The sequence below is a fragment of the Streptomyces sp. NPDC037054 genome, assembly GCF_055606745.1.
This window is the reverse complement of record NZ_JBVJSJ010000008.1, coordinates 90316-108652: the sequence shown is the minus strand read 5'-3', so window position 1 is coordinate 108652 and position 18337 is coordinate 90316. Positions and strand designations below refer to the sequence as shown.

Below are 18337 nucleotides of genomic sequence, written 5' to 3'. Positions count from 1 at the left end.
ATGATCCTTCCGGCGCCCATACTCGGGGGGGTGACCGCGTACGAGCCCCCCGGCGCCCCCGGCCCCGGTCCCCGCCCCGCCCTGCGGCCGGACCCCGCCGCGTACGACGCCGTCGTGCTGGCCGGCGGTGCCGCTCGGCGGCTCGGCGGTGCCGACAAGCCCGGCGTGCGGGTCGGCGGACGGGCGCTGCTCGACCGCGTTCTGACCGCCTGTGCCGACGCCCGCGCCACCGTCGTCGTCGCCGATCCCCGGCCCACGGCCCGTCCCGTGGCCTGGGCCCGCGAGGAGCCGCCCGGCGGCGGTCCGCTGGCCGCCCTAGACGCCGGGCTGCGGCACACCGGCGCCGATCACGTCGTGGTGCTCTCCGCCGACCTGCCCTTCCTCGCCCCGGCGACGGTCGGACGACTGCTGGCCGCGCTGCGGGCGGGCGACGCCGACGGCGCGCTGCTCACCGACGCCGACGGCCGCGACCAACCCCTCGTCGCCGCGTACCGGTCCGCCGCTCTGCGCCGGGACCTCGCCGCGCTCACCGCCCGGCACGGCGGCCTCGCCGGCCTGCCCCTGCGCCGTCTCACCGGGGGCCTCCAACTCACCCGTGTCCCGGACCCTGTAGCGTCCTTCGACTGCGACACCTGGGACGACATCGCCACTGCCCGGTCACGCATCAGGGAGCATGAGCACGTGTTGGACGAATGGATCTCCGCAGTCAAGGACGAGCTGGGCATCGACCTGGACGTCGACACCCGCGGCCTGCTCGACCTGGCCCGTGACGCCGCCCACGGCGTGGCCCGGCCCGCCGCGCCGCTGACCACCTTCCTCGTCGGCTACGCCGCCGCGCGGGCGGGCGGCGGCCCCGAAGCCGTCGCCGAGGCAGCCCGCAAGGCCGTGGCGCTCGCGGAGCGCTGGGCTGCCGAGAACACCGCGGACGGCCCGGACGCCAAGGACACCGCGCCGGCGCCCGAGTCCGGTGCAGGCGGGACCGGCACAGACGCCCGGCCGGACGCCGGATGACCGCGCACGACACCCGGGACGGCCGCGAGGCCGACGATCTCGACGTCGAGGAGGCGCTCGCCCTCGTGAAGGAAGCAGGCGGCCCCGAGCCCGCGCGCGCTCCTTCCGGCATGCCGTCGGCGTCGCCGGGCGGGCGGACCGCACCCGACCGTCACCACGCCACCCCCTGGCCGGAGGCCCGCGCTGCCGCCGCACGCGCCCCGCGTCCCGGCTCCCGCCGCGGCCCCGTCTCCGTCCCGCTCGACGCCGCGCTGGGACTGACCCTGGCCGTGCCCCTCGCCGCCCTCACCGACCTGCCGTCCTTCGACACGTCCGCGATGGACGGCTGGGCCGTCGCCGGGCCCGGCCCCTGGGACGTACGGGACGAGGGTGTGCTCGCCGGGCACGCGCGGCAGGAGCGGCTCACCGACGGCCAGGCCGTGCGGATCGCGACCGGCGCCCGCATCCCGTCCGACACCACCGCCGTGCTGCGCTCCGAGCACGGCCGCACCGACGCCAAGGGCACGCTGCACGCCACCCGGGACGTCGTGCACGGCCAGGACATCCGCCCCCGCGGCCAGGAGTGCCGCAGCGGCGACCACCTCCTGCCCGCCGGCACCCTCGTGACCCCGGCCGTCCTCGGCCTGGCGGCCGCCGCCGGGTACGACGCCCTGACCGCCGTGCCCCGCCCGCGCGTCGAGGTCCTCGTCCTCGGTGACGAGCTGCTCACCGAGGGCCTGCCGCACGACGGCCTGATCCGTGATGCCCTCGGCCCTCTGCTGGGGCCCTGGCTGCGGGCGCTCGGCGCCGACGTCACCGCCGTCCGGCGGCTCGGGGACGACGCCGAGGCACTGCACCAGGCGCTCACCACCTCCGACGCCGACGTCGTCGTCACCACCGGCGGCACCGCCGCGGGCCCCGTCGACCACGTCCACCCCGTCCTGAGCCGCATCGGCGCCGAACTCCTCGTGGACGGCGTCAAGGTGCGCCCCGGCCACCCGATGCTCCTGGCCCGCATCACGGACGACCGGCATCTCGTCGGCCTGCCCGGCAACCCGCTCGCGGCGGTGTCCGGCCTGCTCACCCTGGCCGAGCCGCTGCTGCGGACCCTGGCGGCGCGACCGGCCCCGGAGCCGTACACGCTGCCCCTGCGGGACGCGGTCCACGGGCACCCCCACGACACCCGGCTCGTCCCCGTCGCCCTGCGCGGCGACAACGCGGTCCCGCTCCACTTCAACGGACCGGCGATGCTGCGCGGCATCGCGGCGGCCGACGCCCTCGCCGTCGTACCGCCGGGTGGCGCGAAGCCGGGACAGGAGACGGAACTGCTCGACCTGCCTTGGGCCACCGGCGGAATCGGAGTGTGTTTCACGTGAAACTTCCGGGCCAGGATGCGATCGCCCGCCAGGCGGACGAGCAGTTCGTGACCCACCGGGTGAAGCTCCCGCGGAAGATGGTGGAGCACCCGATCCGCCAGGTCCTCAAGCGGCTGTCCATAGCGCTGGTGGTCCTCGTGGCGACCGCGCTGATCGTGTACGTCGACCGCGAGGGCTACAACGACAACTCCGACCACTCCGTCGATCTCCTCGACGCCTTCTACTACGCGACCGTCACGCTCTCCACCACCGGATACGGCGACATCACCCCGGTCAGTGACGCCGCCCGGCTCACCAACATCTTCGTCATCACGCCGCTGCGCGTGCTGTTCCTGATCATCCTGGTCGGCACCACGCTCGAAGCCCTCACCGAACGCACGCGGGAGGAGTGGCGACTGAACCGCTGGAGGTCCACCTTGCGCGATCACACCGTCGTCATCGGCTTCGGCACCAAGGGCCGGTCGGCGATCCAGACCGTGTGTGCGACGGGGCTGAAGAAGGAACAGGTCGTGGTGGTCGACCCCAGCGCCAAGGCGATCGACGCGGCGAGCGCCTACGGCTACGCGGGCGTCGTCGGCGACGCGACGCGCAGTGAGGTGCTGCGCCGGGCCGAGGTGCACCGGGCGCGGCAGATCATCATCGCGACGCAGCGCGACGACACGGCCGTGCTGGTCACGCTGACGGCCCGGCAGATGAACCGGGGCGCCAAGATCGTGGCCGCCGTGCGCGAGGAGGAGAACGCGCCGCTGCTGAAGCAGTCCGGCGCCGACGCGGTCATCACCAGCGCCAGCGCCGCCGGACGACTGCTCGGCCTGTCCGTGCTGAGCCCCGCCGCCGGCATGGTGATGGAGGACCTCATCCAGCAGGGCAGCGGGCTCGACATCGTGGAGCGGCCGGCGATAAAGGCCGAGGTGGGCAAGTCGCCGCGGCAGATCGACGACCTCGTGCTGAGCGTCGTACGGGGGCATCGGGTGCTCGGGTACGACGATCCGGCCGTCGGGGCGGTGGAGTTGACGGACCGGCTCATCACCATCGTGCGGGCGACGCCGGGCACGCAGGTCGCGCCCGACGCCCGGCCGATCCCGCAGGACTGACCTACTTGCGGTTGTAGAGGCGCATCGTGATCGGTCCGAAGACGAGCACGAGCAGGGCCGACCAGCCCAGCGTCCAGGCGACCTCGGCGGCCGGCCAGTCGCCCGCCATCAGGCCGCGCACGGCGGACGCGAGATGGGTGACCGGGCTGTTGTTGACGAAGGCCTGGAGCCAGCCCGGCATGGTCCTCGGGTCCACGAAGACGTTGGACAGGAAGGTGAGCGGGAAGATCACCATCATGCTGACGCCCATGACCGACTTCTCGGTGCGCAGCATCAGCCCGAACATCGTCCAGATCCACGAGAACGCGAACGAGAAGACGATCAGCAGCGCGATCCCGGCGAGCACACCGCCCACCCCGCCGTCGGGCCGGTAGCCGAGGATGAGGCCGACGGTGAGCATCACGACCGACGCGATGGCGTACCGCAGGGCGTCGCCCAGCAGATAGCCGACCATCGTCGACGGGCGCCAGATCGGCAGGCTGCGGAAGCGGTCGAAGACGCCCTTCTCGATGTCCGTGTTCACCGAGACGCCGGTGTACATCGTGATCATCACGACGGACATCACGAGGATGCCCGGCAGCAGGAACTGGATGTACTCCTTCGGCGACCCGGCCAGCGCCCCGCCGAACAGGTACGTGTACATCAGCACCATCATGATCGGGAACGCCGTGACGTCGAACAACTGCTCCGGCACGTGCTTGATCTTCAGCATCGCCCGCCAGCCGAACGTCAGCGAGGCCGACAGCGCGCTGGGGCGCGGCGGGCGCTCCTTGGCCACGAGCAGCGCGGTCAGCGACTCGGCCCTGACCGGGGCGAGTTCCGTGGTCTCCGGGGTCGTCGCGGTGCTCATGCCGCCACCTCGTCCTTCGCGTCGCGGGCGCCCTGCCCGTCGTGGGTGTCGTGTCCGGTGAGGGCGAGGAACACCTCGTCCAGGCTGGGCTGGCCCAGCGAGAAGTTGTCGACGGTGACGCCCGCGCGGGCCAGTTCGCCGAGCGCGCGGGCGGCCTGCTCGGCCGCGGTGTCCTGTCCGGCGGCCGAGCCGAGGCGGGCCGTCAGTGCCAACGGGTCGGGCTCGGGCTGCACGCGCGCGTCCAGGGCGCGCAGCAGGACGTCGGCCGCGAGCTCGCGCTGCTGGGCGTCGCGCAGCCGCAGATGGACGGTGCCGGCGCCGACGGACGCCTTCAGCTCGCCCTTCGTGCCCTCGGCGATGACCTTGCCGCTGTCGATGACGGCGATCCGGGACGCCAGCTGGTCGGCCTCGTCCAGGTACTGCGTGGTCAGCAGCACAGTCGTGCCCTGGGCGACGACCGCGCGGACGATGTCCCACACCTGGTTGCGGCTGCGCGGGTCGAGGCCGGTCGTCGGCTCGTCCAGGAAGAGCAGGTCGGGGGTGTTGAGGATGGACGCGGCGATGTCGATACGGCGCCGCATGCCGCCCGAGTAGTGCTTGACCTGCTTCGCCGCCGCGTCCGCGAGGCCGAAGGCCTCCAGCAGCAGGCCCGCGCGGTCCCGGGCGGCCTTCTTGCCGTGCCCGAGGAGCCGGGCCAGCAGGACGAGGTTCTCCGGGCCGGTGAGGTCCTCGTCCACGGACGCGTACTGCCCGGTGAGGCTGACCCGGCCGCGCACCTCGTCCGCCTCGCGCACGACGTCGTGGCCGAAGACGTGCGCCTGGCCGCCGTCGGGCCGCAGCAGGGTGGCGAGCATCTTCACGGTGGTGGTCTTGCCGGCGCCGTTCGGGCCGAGGACCCCGTAGACCGTGCCCGCCGGCACGGACAGGTCGACACCGTCGACGGCCCGGGTCTCGCCGAAGGTCTTCACCAGGCCCGCTGTCTCGATGGCCAGGCCGGACGTCTGAGTGCTCATGCTGAGGGTCCTTCCGCGAGCTGGGCTACGCATGGGGAGACTTTCACCGTCGCTCAAACTCATCGCTCGCGCACATGGTTTTCGCCGCAAACCGGTCGAAGGGCCCAGCGGCCTGCGACCACGGACGCAGGACCGCGGTGCCGGGGGAGGTAGCGGAACAGGGCCCTGGGGGTAGCGTCCTGCCCATGTATGCGATCACGATTCCCGAACCTGGTGGGCCCGAGGCGCTGGTGTGGGACGAGGTCCCCGACCCGGTGCCCGGCGAGGGCGAGGTCCTGGTCGAGGTGGCGGCCGGCGCCGTCAACCGGGCCGACATCCTGCAGCGACAGGGCTTCTACGACCCGCCGCCCGGCGCCTCCCCCTACCCCGGCCTCGAGTGCTCCGGGCGGATCGCCGCGATCGGCACCGGCGTGGCCGGCTGGGCCGTCGGCGACGAGGTGTGCGCGCTGCTGTCCGGTGGCGGCTACGCCGAGAAGGTCGCCGTACCGGCCGGGCAGCTGCTGCCCGTGCCCAAGGGCGTGGGCCTGACGCGGGCCGCGGCGCTGCCCGAGGTGGTCTGCACGGTCTGGTCGAACGTCTTCATGATCGCCCACCTGCGCCCCGGCGAGACGCTGCTCGTGCACGGCGGCTCCAGCGGCATCGGCACGATGGCCATCCAGCTCGCCAAGGCCGTCGGCGCCAAGGTCGCCGTCACGGCGGGCACGCCGGAGAAGCTGGAGCAGTGCGCCCGGCTCGGCGCGGACATCCTGGTCAATTACCGGGAGCAGGACTTCGTCGCCGAGGTCAAGAAGGCCACGCACGGGGCGGGTGCCGACGTCATCCTCGACAACATGGGCGCCAAGTACCTGGACCGCAACGTCCAGGCCCTCGCCGTCAACGGCCGCCTCGCGATCATCGGCATGCAGGGCGGCGTCAAGGCCGAGCTGAACATCGGCGCGCTGCTGCGCAAGCGGGCCGCCATCAGCGCGACGTCGCTGCGGGCCCGTCCGCTGGAGGAGAAGGCGGCGATCGTCGCGGCCGTACGCGAGCACGTCTGGCCGTTGATCGACGGGGGTCATGTGCGCCCGGTCGTCGACCGCGAGATCCCGATGCCGGAGGCGGCCGCCGCCCACCGGGTCCTGGAGGAGAGCGGCCACGTCGGAAAGGTGCTGCTGCTGGTGCCGTAGGCCGTGTCCGCAGGTCCCGTCCGCCGCGCGGGCGCGCCTGGCGCCTGACGTGTGACGTCCGGGCACGTCCTGGCGCCTGAGGTGCGAGTACGTCCTGGTACCGGGCATCAGACGCGGCGCAGTCGCAGGCCGAGGAAGGCGAGTCCCAGGCCGAGTCCGATGAGGACGAGTCCGCTGCCCAGGGGCAGGATCCGCAGCGGCGGTCCGACGGCGCGCTCGGCGTGCGGGGCGGCCTGTGGCGCGGTCGTGCCCCGCACGGTCTGCGACGGCACCGGCACGGTGTCCTGCGCGGAACCGTCCCCGGGTACGGCGGTGGCGTGCGATTCCGCGGAGACGCCGCCGTCGCGGCTGTCGCCGGTTGCGTTGTCGGCTGCGCCGCTGGGCCGCGGCTCGGCGGGCTCGCGCCGCTTCTCCCGGGGCTCCGCCTGTCGTCCGGGCCGCTTCCGTCCCTCACCGGGGAGGCTTCCGGCACGTGAGGGCGGCACGGCGCCGGCCGACTCACCGCGCTCGTCCCGTCGCTCGCCCTGCTCCTCCTGTTTCGGCCGCTCCTCCCGCTCCTCCCGCTCCTCCCGCTCCTCCCGCTCCTCCCGCTCCTCCCGCTCCTCCCGTTCCGGCCGCTCGGACGGTGAGGCGGTCCTGGGCCGGGACGCGGCGGCAGGGCGGGTGCCCGAGTCCGGAGCGGAGGCGGACGAGGAAGCGGACGCGGACGCGTGGGGGACGGCGGGCGCGGAGGCCGGCGCGGACGACCGGGGTCCCGGCGTCGCGCGAGGCCCGGGCGCCGAGGACGGCCTGCTGCCGGGCGTCGGCTCGGCGGCGCCCGGCAGCCCGCCACGGCGAGACGAGGCGGCGGCGTGGGACAGGCCCGCACGGGGCGACAGTTCCGCGGCGTACGCCGGGCCCGCGTCGCCGGGTGCGGACGGCGCCACCAGCGCACCCGAGGTCAGGGCGGCCAGCAGTGCCGTCGCCCGGAGTGTGCGCAGCCAGGGAGTCACCGTACAAGCTTCACATCGCCGGAAATATTCGGCATTCCCGGACCCGCCGACGACCCGCCAACGGATTGATCACGCTTCTCCGGGGGCACGGCCGTGACGACGTGTCCGGTGCGAGAGAATGGCGGCATGGAGATGCCGAGGAACGAAAGGTCGCCGGAGAACCCGCAGATCCTGGTTGTCGGCCAGGACGGCATGGCGCTCAGCGGCGGCAACGGAGACGAGGACTCCCGCGAGATCCCGGTCACGGAGCAGGTGGAGCAGCCTGCGAAGGTCATGCGCATCGGCAGCATGATCAAGCAGCTCCTGGAGGAGGTGCGCGCGGCTCCCCTGGACGAGGCCAGCCGGGTCCGGCTGAAGGAGATCCACGCCAGCTCGGTCAAGGAGCTGGAGGACGGTCTGGCACCGGAGCTCGTCGAGGAGCTGGAGCGGCTCTCCCTGCCCTTCACGGACGAGGCGACCCCGAGCGACGCGGAACTGCGGATCGCGCAGGCCCAGTTGGTGGGCTGGCTGGAGGGCCTCTTCCACGGGATCCAGACCACGCTGTTCGCCCAGCAGATGGCGGCGCGGGCCCAGTTGGAGAGCATGCGCCGCGCCCTCCCGCCGGGCGTCGGCCACGAGGGCGAGGAAGACCACCCGGGCGGCCGCTCGGGCGGGCCGTACCTGTAGGGGCGTTCCGGCAAGAGGTTCTCAACGGGTGAGGGCCCGCGGCGACTTGGCGTCGCCGCGGGCCCTCACCCCTGTCGTTCCTCCGTCAGGAGGCCGGCGGGTAGCCCGTCGACACCTTCAGGGTGATCTCCGGTACGTCGTCCGGGTCGACGTCCGTGCCGGCCGGCGGGAACTGGTCCCGGACGGATCCCTCACCGAACGTGTTCTCGTCGACCTTCTCGATCTTCAGCTGCCAGCCGGCGGCCTGGGCGCACTCCTTGACCGACTGGATGTACTTGAACTTGAAGTTGGGAAGCTTGACCTTGTCGGGGTCGTTGTACGCCTCCTGCGGCTCCGTGCACTCGTCCGTCTCGATGGTCTTCGAGGTGTCCGGACCGCGGTAGCCCGCCCCCTTCGTCGGGGACGCCTCGACGCTCGCGGTGCTGCTGCCGCCGCCCGTCGTGGGGTCCTTGTCGTCGCCGCCGTTCATGGTGAGCGCCACGATCAGGCCGACGACCGCCACCACCGACACCGCGATCGAGCCGATGATGACCGGCTTGTTGTTCCTGCCGCCGCCCGAGGAGCCGACCGACGTCGAGTGCTGAGGCGTGATGTTGTACGGCGGCGGGGTCGAGGCCTGGTAGCCGCCCTGCTGCGGGTAGCCGTACGCCGGGGACGGCGTCGGCGTGGGCGTCGGCGCGCCGTACTGGTGGTGCGGGGTCTGCGGCTGGTACGGCGTCTGGACGTGGCCCGACGGCGCCGGCGTGCTCTGGTCGACCGGCGGGAACACCGCCGAGCCGACGCCCGCGCCGCTCGACGTCTGCGCGCCCGGCACGATGCTCGGCGCCGCGGGCTGGAACGACGCCGCCACGCGCAGGCACTCGGTGCGCATCGCCTCGGCGCTCGGGAAGCGCTCGTTCGGGTTCTTCTTCAGCGCGCGGGTGATCAGCGCGTCCACGGCCGGCGGCAGCGCGCGGTTGATGGTGGACGCCGTGACCGGCTCCTCCTGCACGTGCGCGTACGCGATCGCGAGCGGCGAGTCCGCGTCGAACGGCAGCCGCCCGGTGACCAGTTGGAACAGCATGATGCCGACCGAGTACAGGTCGGAGCGGGCGTCGACGCCGCGGCCGAGGGCCTGCTCCGGCGACAGGTACTGCGGGGTGCCGACGACCATGCCGGTCTGCGTCATCGACGTGACGCCCGACTGCATGGCGCGCGCGATGCCGAAGTCCATGACCTTGACGACGCCGCGCTTGGTCACCATCACGTTGCCCGGCTTGATGTCCCGGTGGACCAGGCCCATCTCGTGGCTGATCTCCAGCGCGGCGAGCACGTCGGCGGTGACCTTCAGCGCCTTGTCGGCGGGCATCGCGCCGTACTGCCGCACGTCCTCGTCGAGCACCGAGCCGAGGGGGCGGCCCTCGACGTACTCCATGACGATGTACGGCGTGGTCATGCCGTCGAGGTCGTCCTCGCCGGTGTCGAAGACCGAGACGATGTTCGTGTGCGTGAGCTTCGCCACGGCCTGGGCCTCGCGGCGGAAACGCTCGCGGAAGGCCTGCTCGCGGCCCAGCTCGGTGTGGAGTGTCTTGATCGCGACCTGGCGGTCCAGCACGCTGTCGTACGCGAGATGCACCGAGGCCATGCCGCCCTCGCCGAGCAAGTCGCGCAGCTGATAGCGGCCGCCGGCGAGCGCGCGCCCCGCGTACCGGCCCTGTGCGCCGTCCTGGCTCATCGTTCTGCGTCCCCCATGGCCCTTCAGGCGCCGGCTTGTGTCGGTGGCCCTTGTCAGTGATCCAATGTGCTATTCCCGGCCAAGTCTGCCCCAGGGCACTGACACGTCAAGCTCAGTGCCCGTTCCGTGACCGTACGCGAAAGAAGCGTCGCGGAAGCGTTACAGCGGCCGTACTCCCGGTACACAGAATTTGCACTACCGGACGCGCGGCCGGTTTGATGGCCGGTCCGTCTCATGCCCGCCCCCGGCCTCCGTCTCGCACCGGAGCCTTGCGCGGAGGCTGTAGCGTGGCCGACGGAGACCGTAACAACACCGCGCGCACCGCGGGCAGAAACGACGGCGAGGACTGATGGCACAGCAGCAGCGCGCTCAGGGCCCGTCCGACCCCGAGGCGACTGGCGGCGGTACGTCAGACGCGCCGGAGCACTGGGGCAACGGCGGGCTGGTCGGGGACGGCCGGTACCGGCTGACCCGCAGGCTCGGCCGGGGCGGCATGGCCGAGGTGTTCGCGGCCGAGGACGTCCGTCTCGGGCGCACCGTGGCGGTCAAGCTGCTGCGCGCCGACCTCGCCGAGGACCCGGTCTCCAAGGCCCGCTTCACGCGCGAGGCACAGTCGGTGGCCGGCCTCAACCACCACGCGATCGTCGCCGTGTACGACTCCGGTGAAGACGTCGTGGGCGGCCAGTCGGTGCCGTACATCGTGATGGAGATCGTCGAGGGCCGCACGATCCGCGACCTGCTGCTGAACGCCGAGGCGCCCGGCCCCGAGCAGGCCCTGATCATCGTCTCGGGCGTCCTGGAGGCGCTGGCCTACTCGCACCAGCACGGCATCGTGCACCGCGACATCAAGCCCGCCAACGTCATCATCACGCACAACGGCGCCGTGAAGGTCATGGACTTCGGCATCGCGCGCGCCCTGCACGGGGCGTCCACGACGATGACGCAGACCGGCATGGTCATGGGCACCCCGCAGTACCTCTCCCCGGAGCAGGCGCTCGGCAAGGCCGTCGACCACCGCTCCGACCTGTACGCCACGGGCTGCCTGCTGTACGAACTCCTCGCGCTGCGCCCGCCGTTCACCGGCGAGACGCCGCTGTCGGTGGTCTACCAGCACGTCCAGGACATCCCGACGCCGCCCTCGGAGGCCTCCGACGGCTGCCCGCCCGAGCTCGACGGCCTCGTCATGCGCTCGCTGGCGAAGGACCCGGACGACCGCTTCCAGACCGCCGAGGAGATGCGCGGCCTGGTCCAGTACGGCCTGCAGATGCTGTACGACCAGGGCGGTCACACCGGGACCTGGAACACCGGCCCGGTCGACATGCACGACGGCCGGCACACCCCGGCCGCGGGCTTCGCCGGCACGGCCGCGATGCCGCACCCCGACGCCTCCGGGACGGCGCAGATCCCGCAGCCGATCCTGCCCGCCGGGTACGGGGGCGGCGACGACGGCGGCTTCGAGGGGCGCGGCAACCAGGGCAGCGGGCGCGGCAAGCTCTGGATCCTCGCCGTGCTCGCGGTGATCGCCATCGCGGCGGGCGTCGCGCTGGCCCTCAACAAGGGCGACGGGAACGGCGGCGGGCCCGGTACGACGCAGTCGCCGACGACGTCGCAGACCACCAAGGACGAGAAGGCCAGCGAGACGCCGAGCGACGACGCGTCGGAGGAACCGACGGACTCGGACACGGACCAGGACAGCGGGACGGGGACCGACCCCGACTGGACGCCGTCCTCGACGCCGTCGTTCACGCCGTCGCCGAGCCACACGGACGAGCCGAGCGAGGAGCCGACGACGGAGGCGCCGACCACGGCACCGAGCGACGACCCGCCCAGCGACGACGAGTCGCCCACGCCGCCGCCGGACACGGAGGAGCCGCCGCCCACGGGCGGGACACTTGGCGGCACTGTCGGCAGCGACGGCTGACCGCCCCTGCCAACTCGCACACGCGCGCGTGCGGTCCGGAAACGGGCTCCACGCGCGCGTGCCGTTTACGGCACGGTGGAGCGGGTCGCCGACGCGCCGCTCAGTCCGCGAACGCGTCGCACACGGCGTCGTACTCCCGCGTCCACCACACCGCGAGCGCCGACGCCGCGGGGAACTGCGGGTCCGCGCGGGTGTCGCCGCGCTCGTAGTGCCAGCGCAGCATCCAGAAGTCGTTCAGGCGCTCCCACCACACGCGGTGCACGGCCGCGGCGAGTTCGGAGGGCGTCGCCCCGGTGGTCCGCCGGTACGCGCGCGCGTAGGCGCGCACCTTCGGCAGGTCGAGCGTGCCGGCGGGGCGGACGAAGAAGATCGCGGCGGCGCGTACGGCCTCCTCCGCGCGGGGCTGCACGCCGAGCCGGTCCCAGTCGACGATCGCCACGGGAGCGTCGTCCTTGTAGAGGACGTTGAACGGGTGGAAGTCCCCGTGCACCCAGCCCACCGAACCGCCGCGCGGCGGGCGTCGGCCGGCGTGCCGTTCCAGGAGCGCGCGCCGCTCCAGGAGGCGGTGGCGGGCCAGCTCGTCGAAGGAGTCGGCCGGCTGGTGGCGGCGCACCCGGGCCAGGAGGTCGTCGATGAGCGCGAACGTGTCGTCGGGGTCGGCGCTCTCCGCGCGGGGGTCGGAGGCATCAGGGGCGTCGGAGGCGTCGGGGGAGCCGCCCGGGGCGGTTTCCGGGGCGCGCGCTCCCGTGTCCTTCTCGCGCGCCGGCATCACGCGCTCCAGTCCGGCGTGCACCACCCCCAGGAGCGCGCCGAGGCGGCCGCACTGGGCGGCGCCGAGCTGGCCGCCGTGGCGGTGGCGGCCGTCGACCCAGGGGTGCAGCGCGTACGCGGAGCCGCCGACGACGGCGACCGTACGCCCGTCGCGCCCGGGCAGCGGCGGGGCGACCGGGACGCCGAGGTCGGCCAGGCGCTGCGTGGCCCGGTGCTGGCGGGCGATCGCGGCGGGGTCGGCGGTGTCCGGGTCGAAGTGGTGCTTGAGGAAGTAGCGGCCGCGGGTCGTGCACAGGCGGTAGCCGCGGTTCAGCAGCCCTTGGTCGACGGGCTCGCAGGTGAGCGGGGAGCCGGCGGCGAAGCGGCTGAGGAGGGCGCCCAACGGGGGCGCGTGGGACACAATGGGTGGTACACGTAATGGCGGCACGCGCCGAATGCTAGGGCACGGAACGAGCCTGTGAGCTGCGCGTTGTCACAGACAGTCGCGCGCAGTCGCAATCGGTCACACTGTGCTGCGGAAGTGGCGTTCGAGCACGCCTTCCGCGATGTGCACGCTGCAGAAGCTGGGCTCCAGACGCAGGTACACCGGCTCGAACGGCTCGCCGTCCACCAGTCGGGGCGCCGGTCCGAACCGCTCGAGTTCGGTCGGGGTCGGCTCGTGCGCCTCGCAGCGGCCGACGATCTGCACGGACCACGCGTCCTCACCGGGCCGCGCGCTGCTCAGGTTGTCGGAGCCGTACGCGACGACGCTCCCCGCGCAGGCCCGGTGGTAGCCGCAGCTGCGGGGCATGCGCAGCAGGATCCTGCCGTCCACCACGATGTGCCGGGCGAAGGCCAGGAACGGCAGGGCGCGCAGGCTCGCGGCCACCCGGCCGTACGCGGTGCGGCCGAGCAGACCGACGGCGAGCTGTTCGTCGGAGGGCATGCACCCACTGTGCGCGCGCCGCGAACGGCGGCGACAGAGGCGACGGGCCCCGGAAGACCGGGACATAAGTCCCGAACAGCCTCCCCGCCCCGCGCTCAGCGCTTCTCCGCCTGGACCCGCGCCACGTACGCGGCGGCCTGGGAGCGCCGCTGCATTCCGAGTTTCGCCAGCAGACTGGAGACGTAATTCTTGATCGTCTTCTCGGCGAGATTCAGGCGTTCGCCGATCGCCCGGTTGGTGAGCCCCTCCCCGATCAGTTCGAGGATGCGGCGCTCCTGCGCGGTGAGGTCCGCGAGCCGGTCGTCCTCGCGCGGGCCGCCGCCGTCCCGCAGCCGCTCCAGCACGCGCGCGGTGGCGACCGGGTCGAGCAGGGACTTCCCGGCGGCCACGTCGCGCACGGCGGCCAGCAGCTCCGTGCCCCGGATGGCCTTCAGGACATAGCCCGAGGCGCCCGCCACGATCGCGTCGAAGAGGGCCTCGTCGTCGGCGAACGACGTCAGCATCAGGCACTTGACGGACTCGTCCCGGGAGCGGATGTCGCGGCACACCTCGACACCGCTGCTGTCCGGAAGGCGCACGTCCAGGACCGCCACGTCGGGGCGGCCGGCCGGGATCAGGGCCAGCGCGTCGGCGGCCGTGCCCACCTCGCCGACCACCTCGATGTCGTCCTCGCCGGCGAGCAATTCCCGCACGCCCCGGCGCACGACCTCATGGTCATCGAGGAGAAATACCCTGATTTTTCCGTCTTCGCCCACGGGGTCAGTCTCACATACTGGCTCTTCCCGTGCCCGGGGTGCGCGGGATAACGTGCCGTTGTTCCGGCCCCCTGCAAGGCTGTGACCAGTGCCGTGACCAGCGGCTGCTCCCGGTATCTGCGAGGTACTTGGATCTCCAACCGAAAATACTTGGAAATCCAAGGAAAAACGCAGGTCAAGAGGGGTTTCACAGAAATGTGGAGCACTGGGTAACGTGATTCTTGCAGGGCGCTCGCCGGGGCACCTGTCACGCCTGTTCCCGGCCGAGTGGCACCCACCCCGTGCCCGTAGGTCCAGATCAGGTGAGCCGCACTGGCCTACCGGCAACCCCGGGGCCGGACCGACGGAGGAGCACACGTGACCGTGGAGAGCACTGCCGCGCCCAAGCCGCGACGCAGCGCCGGAAGCAAAGCCGGCACCACCGGCGCCAAGCGCACCACCAGCACGACGCGCGCCAAGAAGAGCGACGAGCCCCAGCTCGTGCAGCTGCTGACGCCCGAGGGCAAGCGCGTGAAGAACGCCGAGTTCGACAAGTACGTCGCCGGCATCACCCCCGACGAGCTCCGCGGTCTGTACCGCGACATGGTGCTCACCCGCCGCTTCGACGCCGAGGCCACCGCCCTGCAGCGCCAGGGCGAGCTGGGCCTGTGGGCCTCGCTGCTCGGCCAGGAGGCCGCCCAGATCGGCTCCGGCCGCGCGCTGCGCGACGACGACTACGTCTTCCCGACCTACCGTGAGCACGGCGTGGCCTGGTGCCGCGGCGTCGACCCGACGAACCTGCTCGGCATGTTCCGCGGCGTCAACAACGGCGGCTGGGACCCGAACGGCAACAACTTCCACCTGTACACGATCGTCATCGGCTCGCAGACGCTGCACGCCACGGGCTACGCCATGGGCGTCGCCAAGGACGGCGCCGACTCGGCCGTCATCGCCTACTTCGGCGACGGCGCCTCCAGCCAGGGCGACGTGGCCGAGGCGTTCACCTTCTCCGCGGTCTACAACGCGCCCGTGGTGTTCTTCTGCCAGAACAACCAGTGGGCGATCTCCGAGCCGACCGAGAAGCAGTCCCGCGTGCCGCTGTACCAGCGCGCGCAGGGCTTCGGCTTCCCGGGCGTGCGCGTGGACGGCAACGACGTCCTCGCGTCCCTCGCGGTCACCAAGTGGGCCCTGGAGCGGGCCCGCAACGGCGAGGGCCCCACCCTGGTCGAGGCGTACACGTACCGCATGGGCGCCCACACCACCTCCGACGACCCGTCCCGCTACCGGCACGACGACGAGCGGGCCGCCTGGGAGGCGAAGGACCCGATCCTGCGCCTTCGCCGTCACCTGGAGTCCGCAAACCACGCGGACGAGGGATTCTTCGCGGAACTCGAAGCGGAGAGCGAGGCGTTGGGCAAACGAGTGCGCGAGGCGGTCCGTGCCATGCCGGACCCGGACCACTTCGCCATCTTCGAGAACGTGTACGCGGACGGACACGCGCTCGTGGACGAGGAGCGGGCTCAGTTCGCCGCCTACCAGGCGTCGTTCGCGGACGCAGACGGGGGTAAGTGACATGGCAGAGAAGATGGCCCTGGCCAAGGCGATCAACGAGTCGCTGCGCCGCGCCCTGGAGGCCGACCCGAAGGTCGTCGTCATGGGCGAGGACGTCGGCAAGCTCGGCGGCGTGTTCCGCGTGACGGACGGCCTGCAGAAGGACTTCGGCGAGAGCCGCGTCATCGACACCCCGCTCGCCGAGTCCGGCATCGTCGGCACGGCGATCGGCCTCGCCCTGCGCGGCTACCGCCCCGTGGTGGAGATCCAGTTCGACGGCTTCGTCTTCCCGGCGTACGACCAGATCGTCACGCAGCTCGCGAAGATGCACGCGCGTTCGCTGGGCAAGGTCAAGATGCCCGTCGTCGTCCGCATCCCCTACGGCGGCGGCATCGGCGCGGTCGAGCACCACTCGGAGTCCCCCGAGTCGCTGTTCGCGCACGTGGCCGGCCTGAAGATCGTCTCCCCGTCGAACGCGTCGGACGCGTACTGGATGATGCAGCAGGCCATCCAGAGCGACGACCCGGTGATCTTCTTCGAGCCCAAGCGCCGCTACTGGGACAAGGGCGAGGTCTCGACCGAGGCGATCCCCGACCCGCTGCACAAGGCGCGCGTGGTCCGCGAGGGCACCGACCTCACCCTCGCCGCCTACGGCCCGATGGTGAAGCTCTGCCAGGAGGCCGCCGCCGCGGCCGCCGAGGAGGGCAAGTCCCTGGAGGTCCTGGACCTGCGCTCGGTGTCCCCGCTGGACTTCGACGCCATCCAGGCGTCGGTCGAGAAGACCCGCCGTCTGGTCGTCGTCCACGAGGCGCCGGTGTTCTTCGGCTCGGGCGCGGAGATCGCCGCGCGCATCACGGAGCGCTGCTTCTACCACCTGGAGGCCCCGGTGATCCGGGTCGGCGGCTACCACGCGCCGTACCCGCCCGCCCGCCTGGAGGAGTCGTACCTGCCCGACCTGGACCGGGTACTCGATGCCGTCGACCGCTCGCTGGCGTACTGAGGAGAGGGTCGTGACGACGATGACGCAAGCGTCCGTGCGCGAGTTCAAGATGCCCGACGTGGGCGAGGGACTCACCGAGGCCGAGATCCTCAAGTGGTACGTCCAGCCCGGTGACACGGTCACCGACGGCCAGGTGGTGTGCGAGGTCGAGACGGCCAAGGCCGCCGTCGAACTGCCCATCCCCTACGACGGAGTGGTCCGCGCGCTGCACTTCCCCGAGGGCACCACGGTCGACGTGGGCACGTCGATCATCGCGGTCGACGTGGCGGGCGGCGCGCCCGCCGCCGAGGCCCCGGCGCAGGCGCCCGCCGAGCCGCAGCGGCCCGTGGAGGAGCCCGCCGCCGAGGAGCCCGCGGCCGAGGGGTCCGGCCGCCAGCCGGTGCTCGTCGGCTACGGCGTCTCGACGTCCGCCACCCGGCGCCGCCCCCGCAAGGGCGCGGAGCCGGCGGCCGCGGACGCCTCGAAGGCGATCCAGTCCGAGCTGAACGGCCACGGCGGCGCACCCGCGGCGACCGCCCTCCCCGCCGAGGCCCCCGCCCCGGCCGGGCAGGCGCGTCCGCTGGCGAAGCCGCCGGTGCGCAAGCTGGCGAAGGACCTGGGCGTGGACCTGGCCACGGTGATCCCGTCCGGCCCGGACGGCATCATCACGCGCGAGGACGTGCACGCCGCTGCCACCCGGACGCAGGCCCCGGAGCAGGCCGAGCCCCAGCAGGTCCGGCCCGCCGCCCCGGCGGTCCCGGCCCAGGCCGCCGCGCCCGCCGTCTCCTACGACACGGCGCGCGAGACGCGCATCCCGGTCAAGGGCGTCCGCAAGGCGACGGCCGCGGCGATGGTGGGCTCCGCGTTCACCGCGCCGCACGTCACGGAGTTCGTGACGGTCGACGTGACGCGGACCATGAAGCTGGTCGAGGAGCTGAAGCAGGACAAGGAGTTCACGGGCCTGCGCGTGAACCCGCTGCTCCTCATCGCCAAGGCCCTGCTGGTCGCCATCAAGCGGAACCCGGACATCAACGCGTCCTGGGACGAGGCGAACCAGGAGATCGTGGTCAAGCACTACGTCAACCTGGGCATCGCGGCGGCCACCCCGCGCGGCCTGATCGTCCCGAACATCAAGGACGCGCACGCCAAGACCCTGCCGCAGCTGGCCGAGTCCCTGGGCGAGCTGGTGTCCACGGCGCGGGACGGCAAGACCTCCCCGGCCGCGATGCAGGGCGGCACGGTCACCATCACCAACGTCGGCGTCTTCGGCGTCGACACCGGCACGCCGATCCTCAACCCCGGCGAGTCGGCGATCCTCGCGGTGGGCGCGATCAAGCCCCAGCCGTGGGTCCACAAGGGCAAGGTGAAGCCGCGTCAGGTCACCACGCTGGCCCTCTCCTTCGACCACCGCCTGGTGGACGGGGAACTGGGCTCGAAGGTCCTGGCGGACGTGGCGGCGATCCTGGAACAGCCGAAGCGGCTGATCAGCTGGGCGTAGCCCGGGAGCACCACATGCGGGAGCCGCGCACCTCACGGGTGCGCGGCTCCCGCGCGTGACGACGGCGGCGGCCCGGGGCCTGCCGAGTGCATCGGCC

16 protein-coding genes are annotated in these 18337 nt (G+C 72.7%); 9 read left to right on the top strand and 7 right to left on the bottom strand.

Annotated elements, in window-relative coordinates; translation table 11 throughout:
- Positions 1-30 precede the first annotated feature (30 nt).
- Genes ACZ7D7_RS20540 through ACZ7D7_RS20530 form a run of 3 tightly spaced genes read left to right on the top strand, consistent with a single transcriptional unit; the run spans position 31 to position 3460 of the window.
- Positions 31-1011, top strand: coding sequence for an NTP transferase domain-containing protein (locus ACZ7D7_RS20540; RefSeq protein WP_470825971.1), 981 nt, complete (start codon positions 31-33; stop codon positions 1009-1011).
- The gene (locus ACZ7D7_RS20535) at positions 1008-2366 is read left to right on the top strand and encodes a molybdopterin molybdotransferase MoeA (RefSeq protein WP_470825970.1); all 1359 of its coding nucleotides are present in this window, start codon (positions 1008-1010) and stop codon (positions 2364-2366) included. The genes ACZ7D7_RS20540 and ACZ7D7_RS20535 overlap by 4 nt, the downstream gene beginning before the upstream one ends.
- Positions 2363-3460, top strand: a complete 1098-nt coding sequence (locus ACZ7D7_RS20530; RefSeq protein WP_470825969.1) for a potassium channel family protein — start codon at positions 2363-2365, stop codon at positions 3458-3460. The genes ACZ7D7_RS20535 and ACZ7D7_RS20530 overlap by 4 nt, the downstream gene beginning before the upstream one ends.
- 1 nt (position 3461) lies before the next feature.
- On the opposite strand, the gene ACZ7D7_RS20525 is transcribed toward ACZ7D7_RS20530, so the two are convergent.
- On the bottom strand, positions 3462-4310 hold the full coding sequence (locus tag ACZ7D7_RS20525; RefSeq protein WP_470825968.1) for an ABC transporter permease: 849 nt from the start codon (positions 4308-4310) through the stop codon (positions 3462-3464).
- Positions 4307-5323, bottom strand: coding sequence for an ATP-binding cassette domain-containing protein (locus ACZ7D7_RS20520; protein ID WP_470825967.1), 1017 nt, complete (start codon positions 5321-5323; stop codon positions 4307-4309). Before ACZ7D7_RS20520 ends, ACZ7D7_RS20525 begins: the two co-directional genes overlap by 4 nt.
- A gap of 185 nt (positions 5324-5508) precedes the next feature.
- Between ACZ7D7_RS20520 and ACZ7D7_RS20515 the strand changes: the two genes are divergently transcribed.
- Positions 5509-6489, top strand: a complete 981-nt coding sequence (locus ACZ7D7_RS20515; protein WP_470825966.1) for an NAD(P)H-quinone oxidoreductase — start codon at positions 5509-5511, stop codon at positions 6487-6489.
- Positions 6490-6596: 107 nt separating this feature from the next.
- Here the strand turns inward: ACZ7D7_RS20515 and ACZ7D7_RS20510 are convergent, their stop codons facing one another.
- Entirely contained in the window at positions 6597-7481 is an 885-nt protein-coding gene (locus tag ACZ7D7_RS20510) for a hypothetical protein (RefSeq protein WP_470825964.1), read from the bottom strand.
- Positions 7482-7607: 126 nt separating this feature from the next.
- On the opposite strand from ACZ7D7_RS20510, the gene ACZ7D7_RS20505 reads away from it, so the two are divergent.
- On the top strand, positions 7608-8147 hold the full coding sequence (locus ACZ7D7_RS20505) for a bacterial proteasome activator family protein (RefSeq protein ID WP_470825963.1): 540 nt from the start codon (positions 7608-7610) through the stop codon (positions 8145-8147).
- Between the two features lie 85 nt (positions 8148-8232).
- Here the strand turns inward: ACZ7D7_RS20505 and ACZ7D7_RS20500 are convergent, their stop codons facing one another.
- Positions 8233-9861, bottom strand: a complete 1629-nt coding sequence (locus tag ACZ7D7_RS20500; RefSeq protein ID WP_470825961.1) for a protein kinase domain-containing protein — start codon at positions 9859-9861, stop codon at positions 8233-8235.
- Positions 9862-10210: 349 nt separating this feature from the next.
- Between ACZ7D7_RS20500 and ACZ7D7_RS20495 the strand changes: the two genes are divergently transcribed.
- Positions 10211-11782 (top strand): protein kinase domain-containing protein, encoded by a 1572-nt coding sequence (locus ACZ7D7_RS20495; protein ID WP_470825960.1) that lies wholly within the window; start codon positions 10211-10213, stop codon positions 11780-11782.
- 100 nt (positions 11783-11882) lie between these two features.
- Here the strand turns inward: ACZ7D7_RS20495 and ACZ7D7_RS20490 are convergent, their stop codons facing one another.
- The 3 genes from ACZ7D7_RS20490 to ACZ7D7_RS20480 form a co-directional block, all read right to left on the bottom strand.
- A complete protein-coding gene (locus ACZ7D7_RS20490) occupies positions 11883-12953 on the bottom strand; it encodes a phosphotransferase (protein ID WP_470825959.1) in 1071 nt (356 codons plus the stop codon).
- A 102-nt stretch (positions 12954-13055) separates the two neighbouring features.
- Entirely contained in the window at positions 13056-13478 is a 423-nt protein-coding gene (locus tag ACZ7D7_RS20485; protein ID WP_470825958.1) for a pyridoxamine 5'-phosphate oxidase family protein, read from the bottom strand.
- A 95-nt stretch (positions 13479-13573) separates the two neighbouring features.
- Positions 13574-14233, bottom strand: coding sequence for a response regulator (locus ACZ7D7_RS20480; protein WP_470825956.1), 660 nt, complete (start codon positions 14231-14233; stop codon positions 13574-13576).
- Positions 14234-14590: 357 nt separating this feature from the next.
- Here ACZ7D7_RS20480 and pdhA point away from each other — a divergent pair, with 357 nt between their 5' ends.
- Genes pdhA through ACZ7D7_RS20465 form a run of 3 tightly spaced genes read left to right on the top strand, consistent with a single transcriptional unit; the run spans position 14591 to position 18240 of the window.
- Positions 14591-15784, top strand: coding sequence for a pyruvate dehydrogenase (acetyl-transferring) E1 component subunit alpha (pdhA, locus tag ACZ7D7_RS20475; protein WP_470825954.1), 1194 nt, complete (start codon positions 14591-14593; stop codon positions 15782-15784).
- 1 nt (position 15785) lies between these two features.
- Positions 15786-16763, top strand: coding sequence for an alpha-ketoacid dehydrogenase subunit beta (locus ACZ7D7_RS20470; protein ID WP_470825953.1), 978 nt, complete (start codon positions 15786-15788; stop codon positions 16761-16763).
- 10 nt (positions 16764-16773) lie between these two features.
- Positions 16774-18240: a dihydrolipoamide acetyltransferase family protein gene (locus ACZ7D7_RS20465; RefSeq protein WP_470825952.1), complete on the top strand. Its 1467-nt coding sequence runs from the start codon at positions 16774-16776 to the stop codon at positions 18238-18240.
- Positions 18241-18337 lie beyond the last annotated feature (97 nt).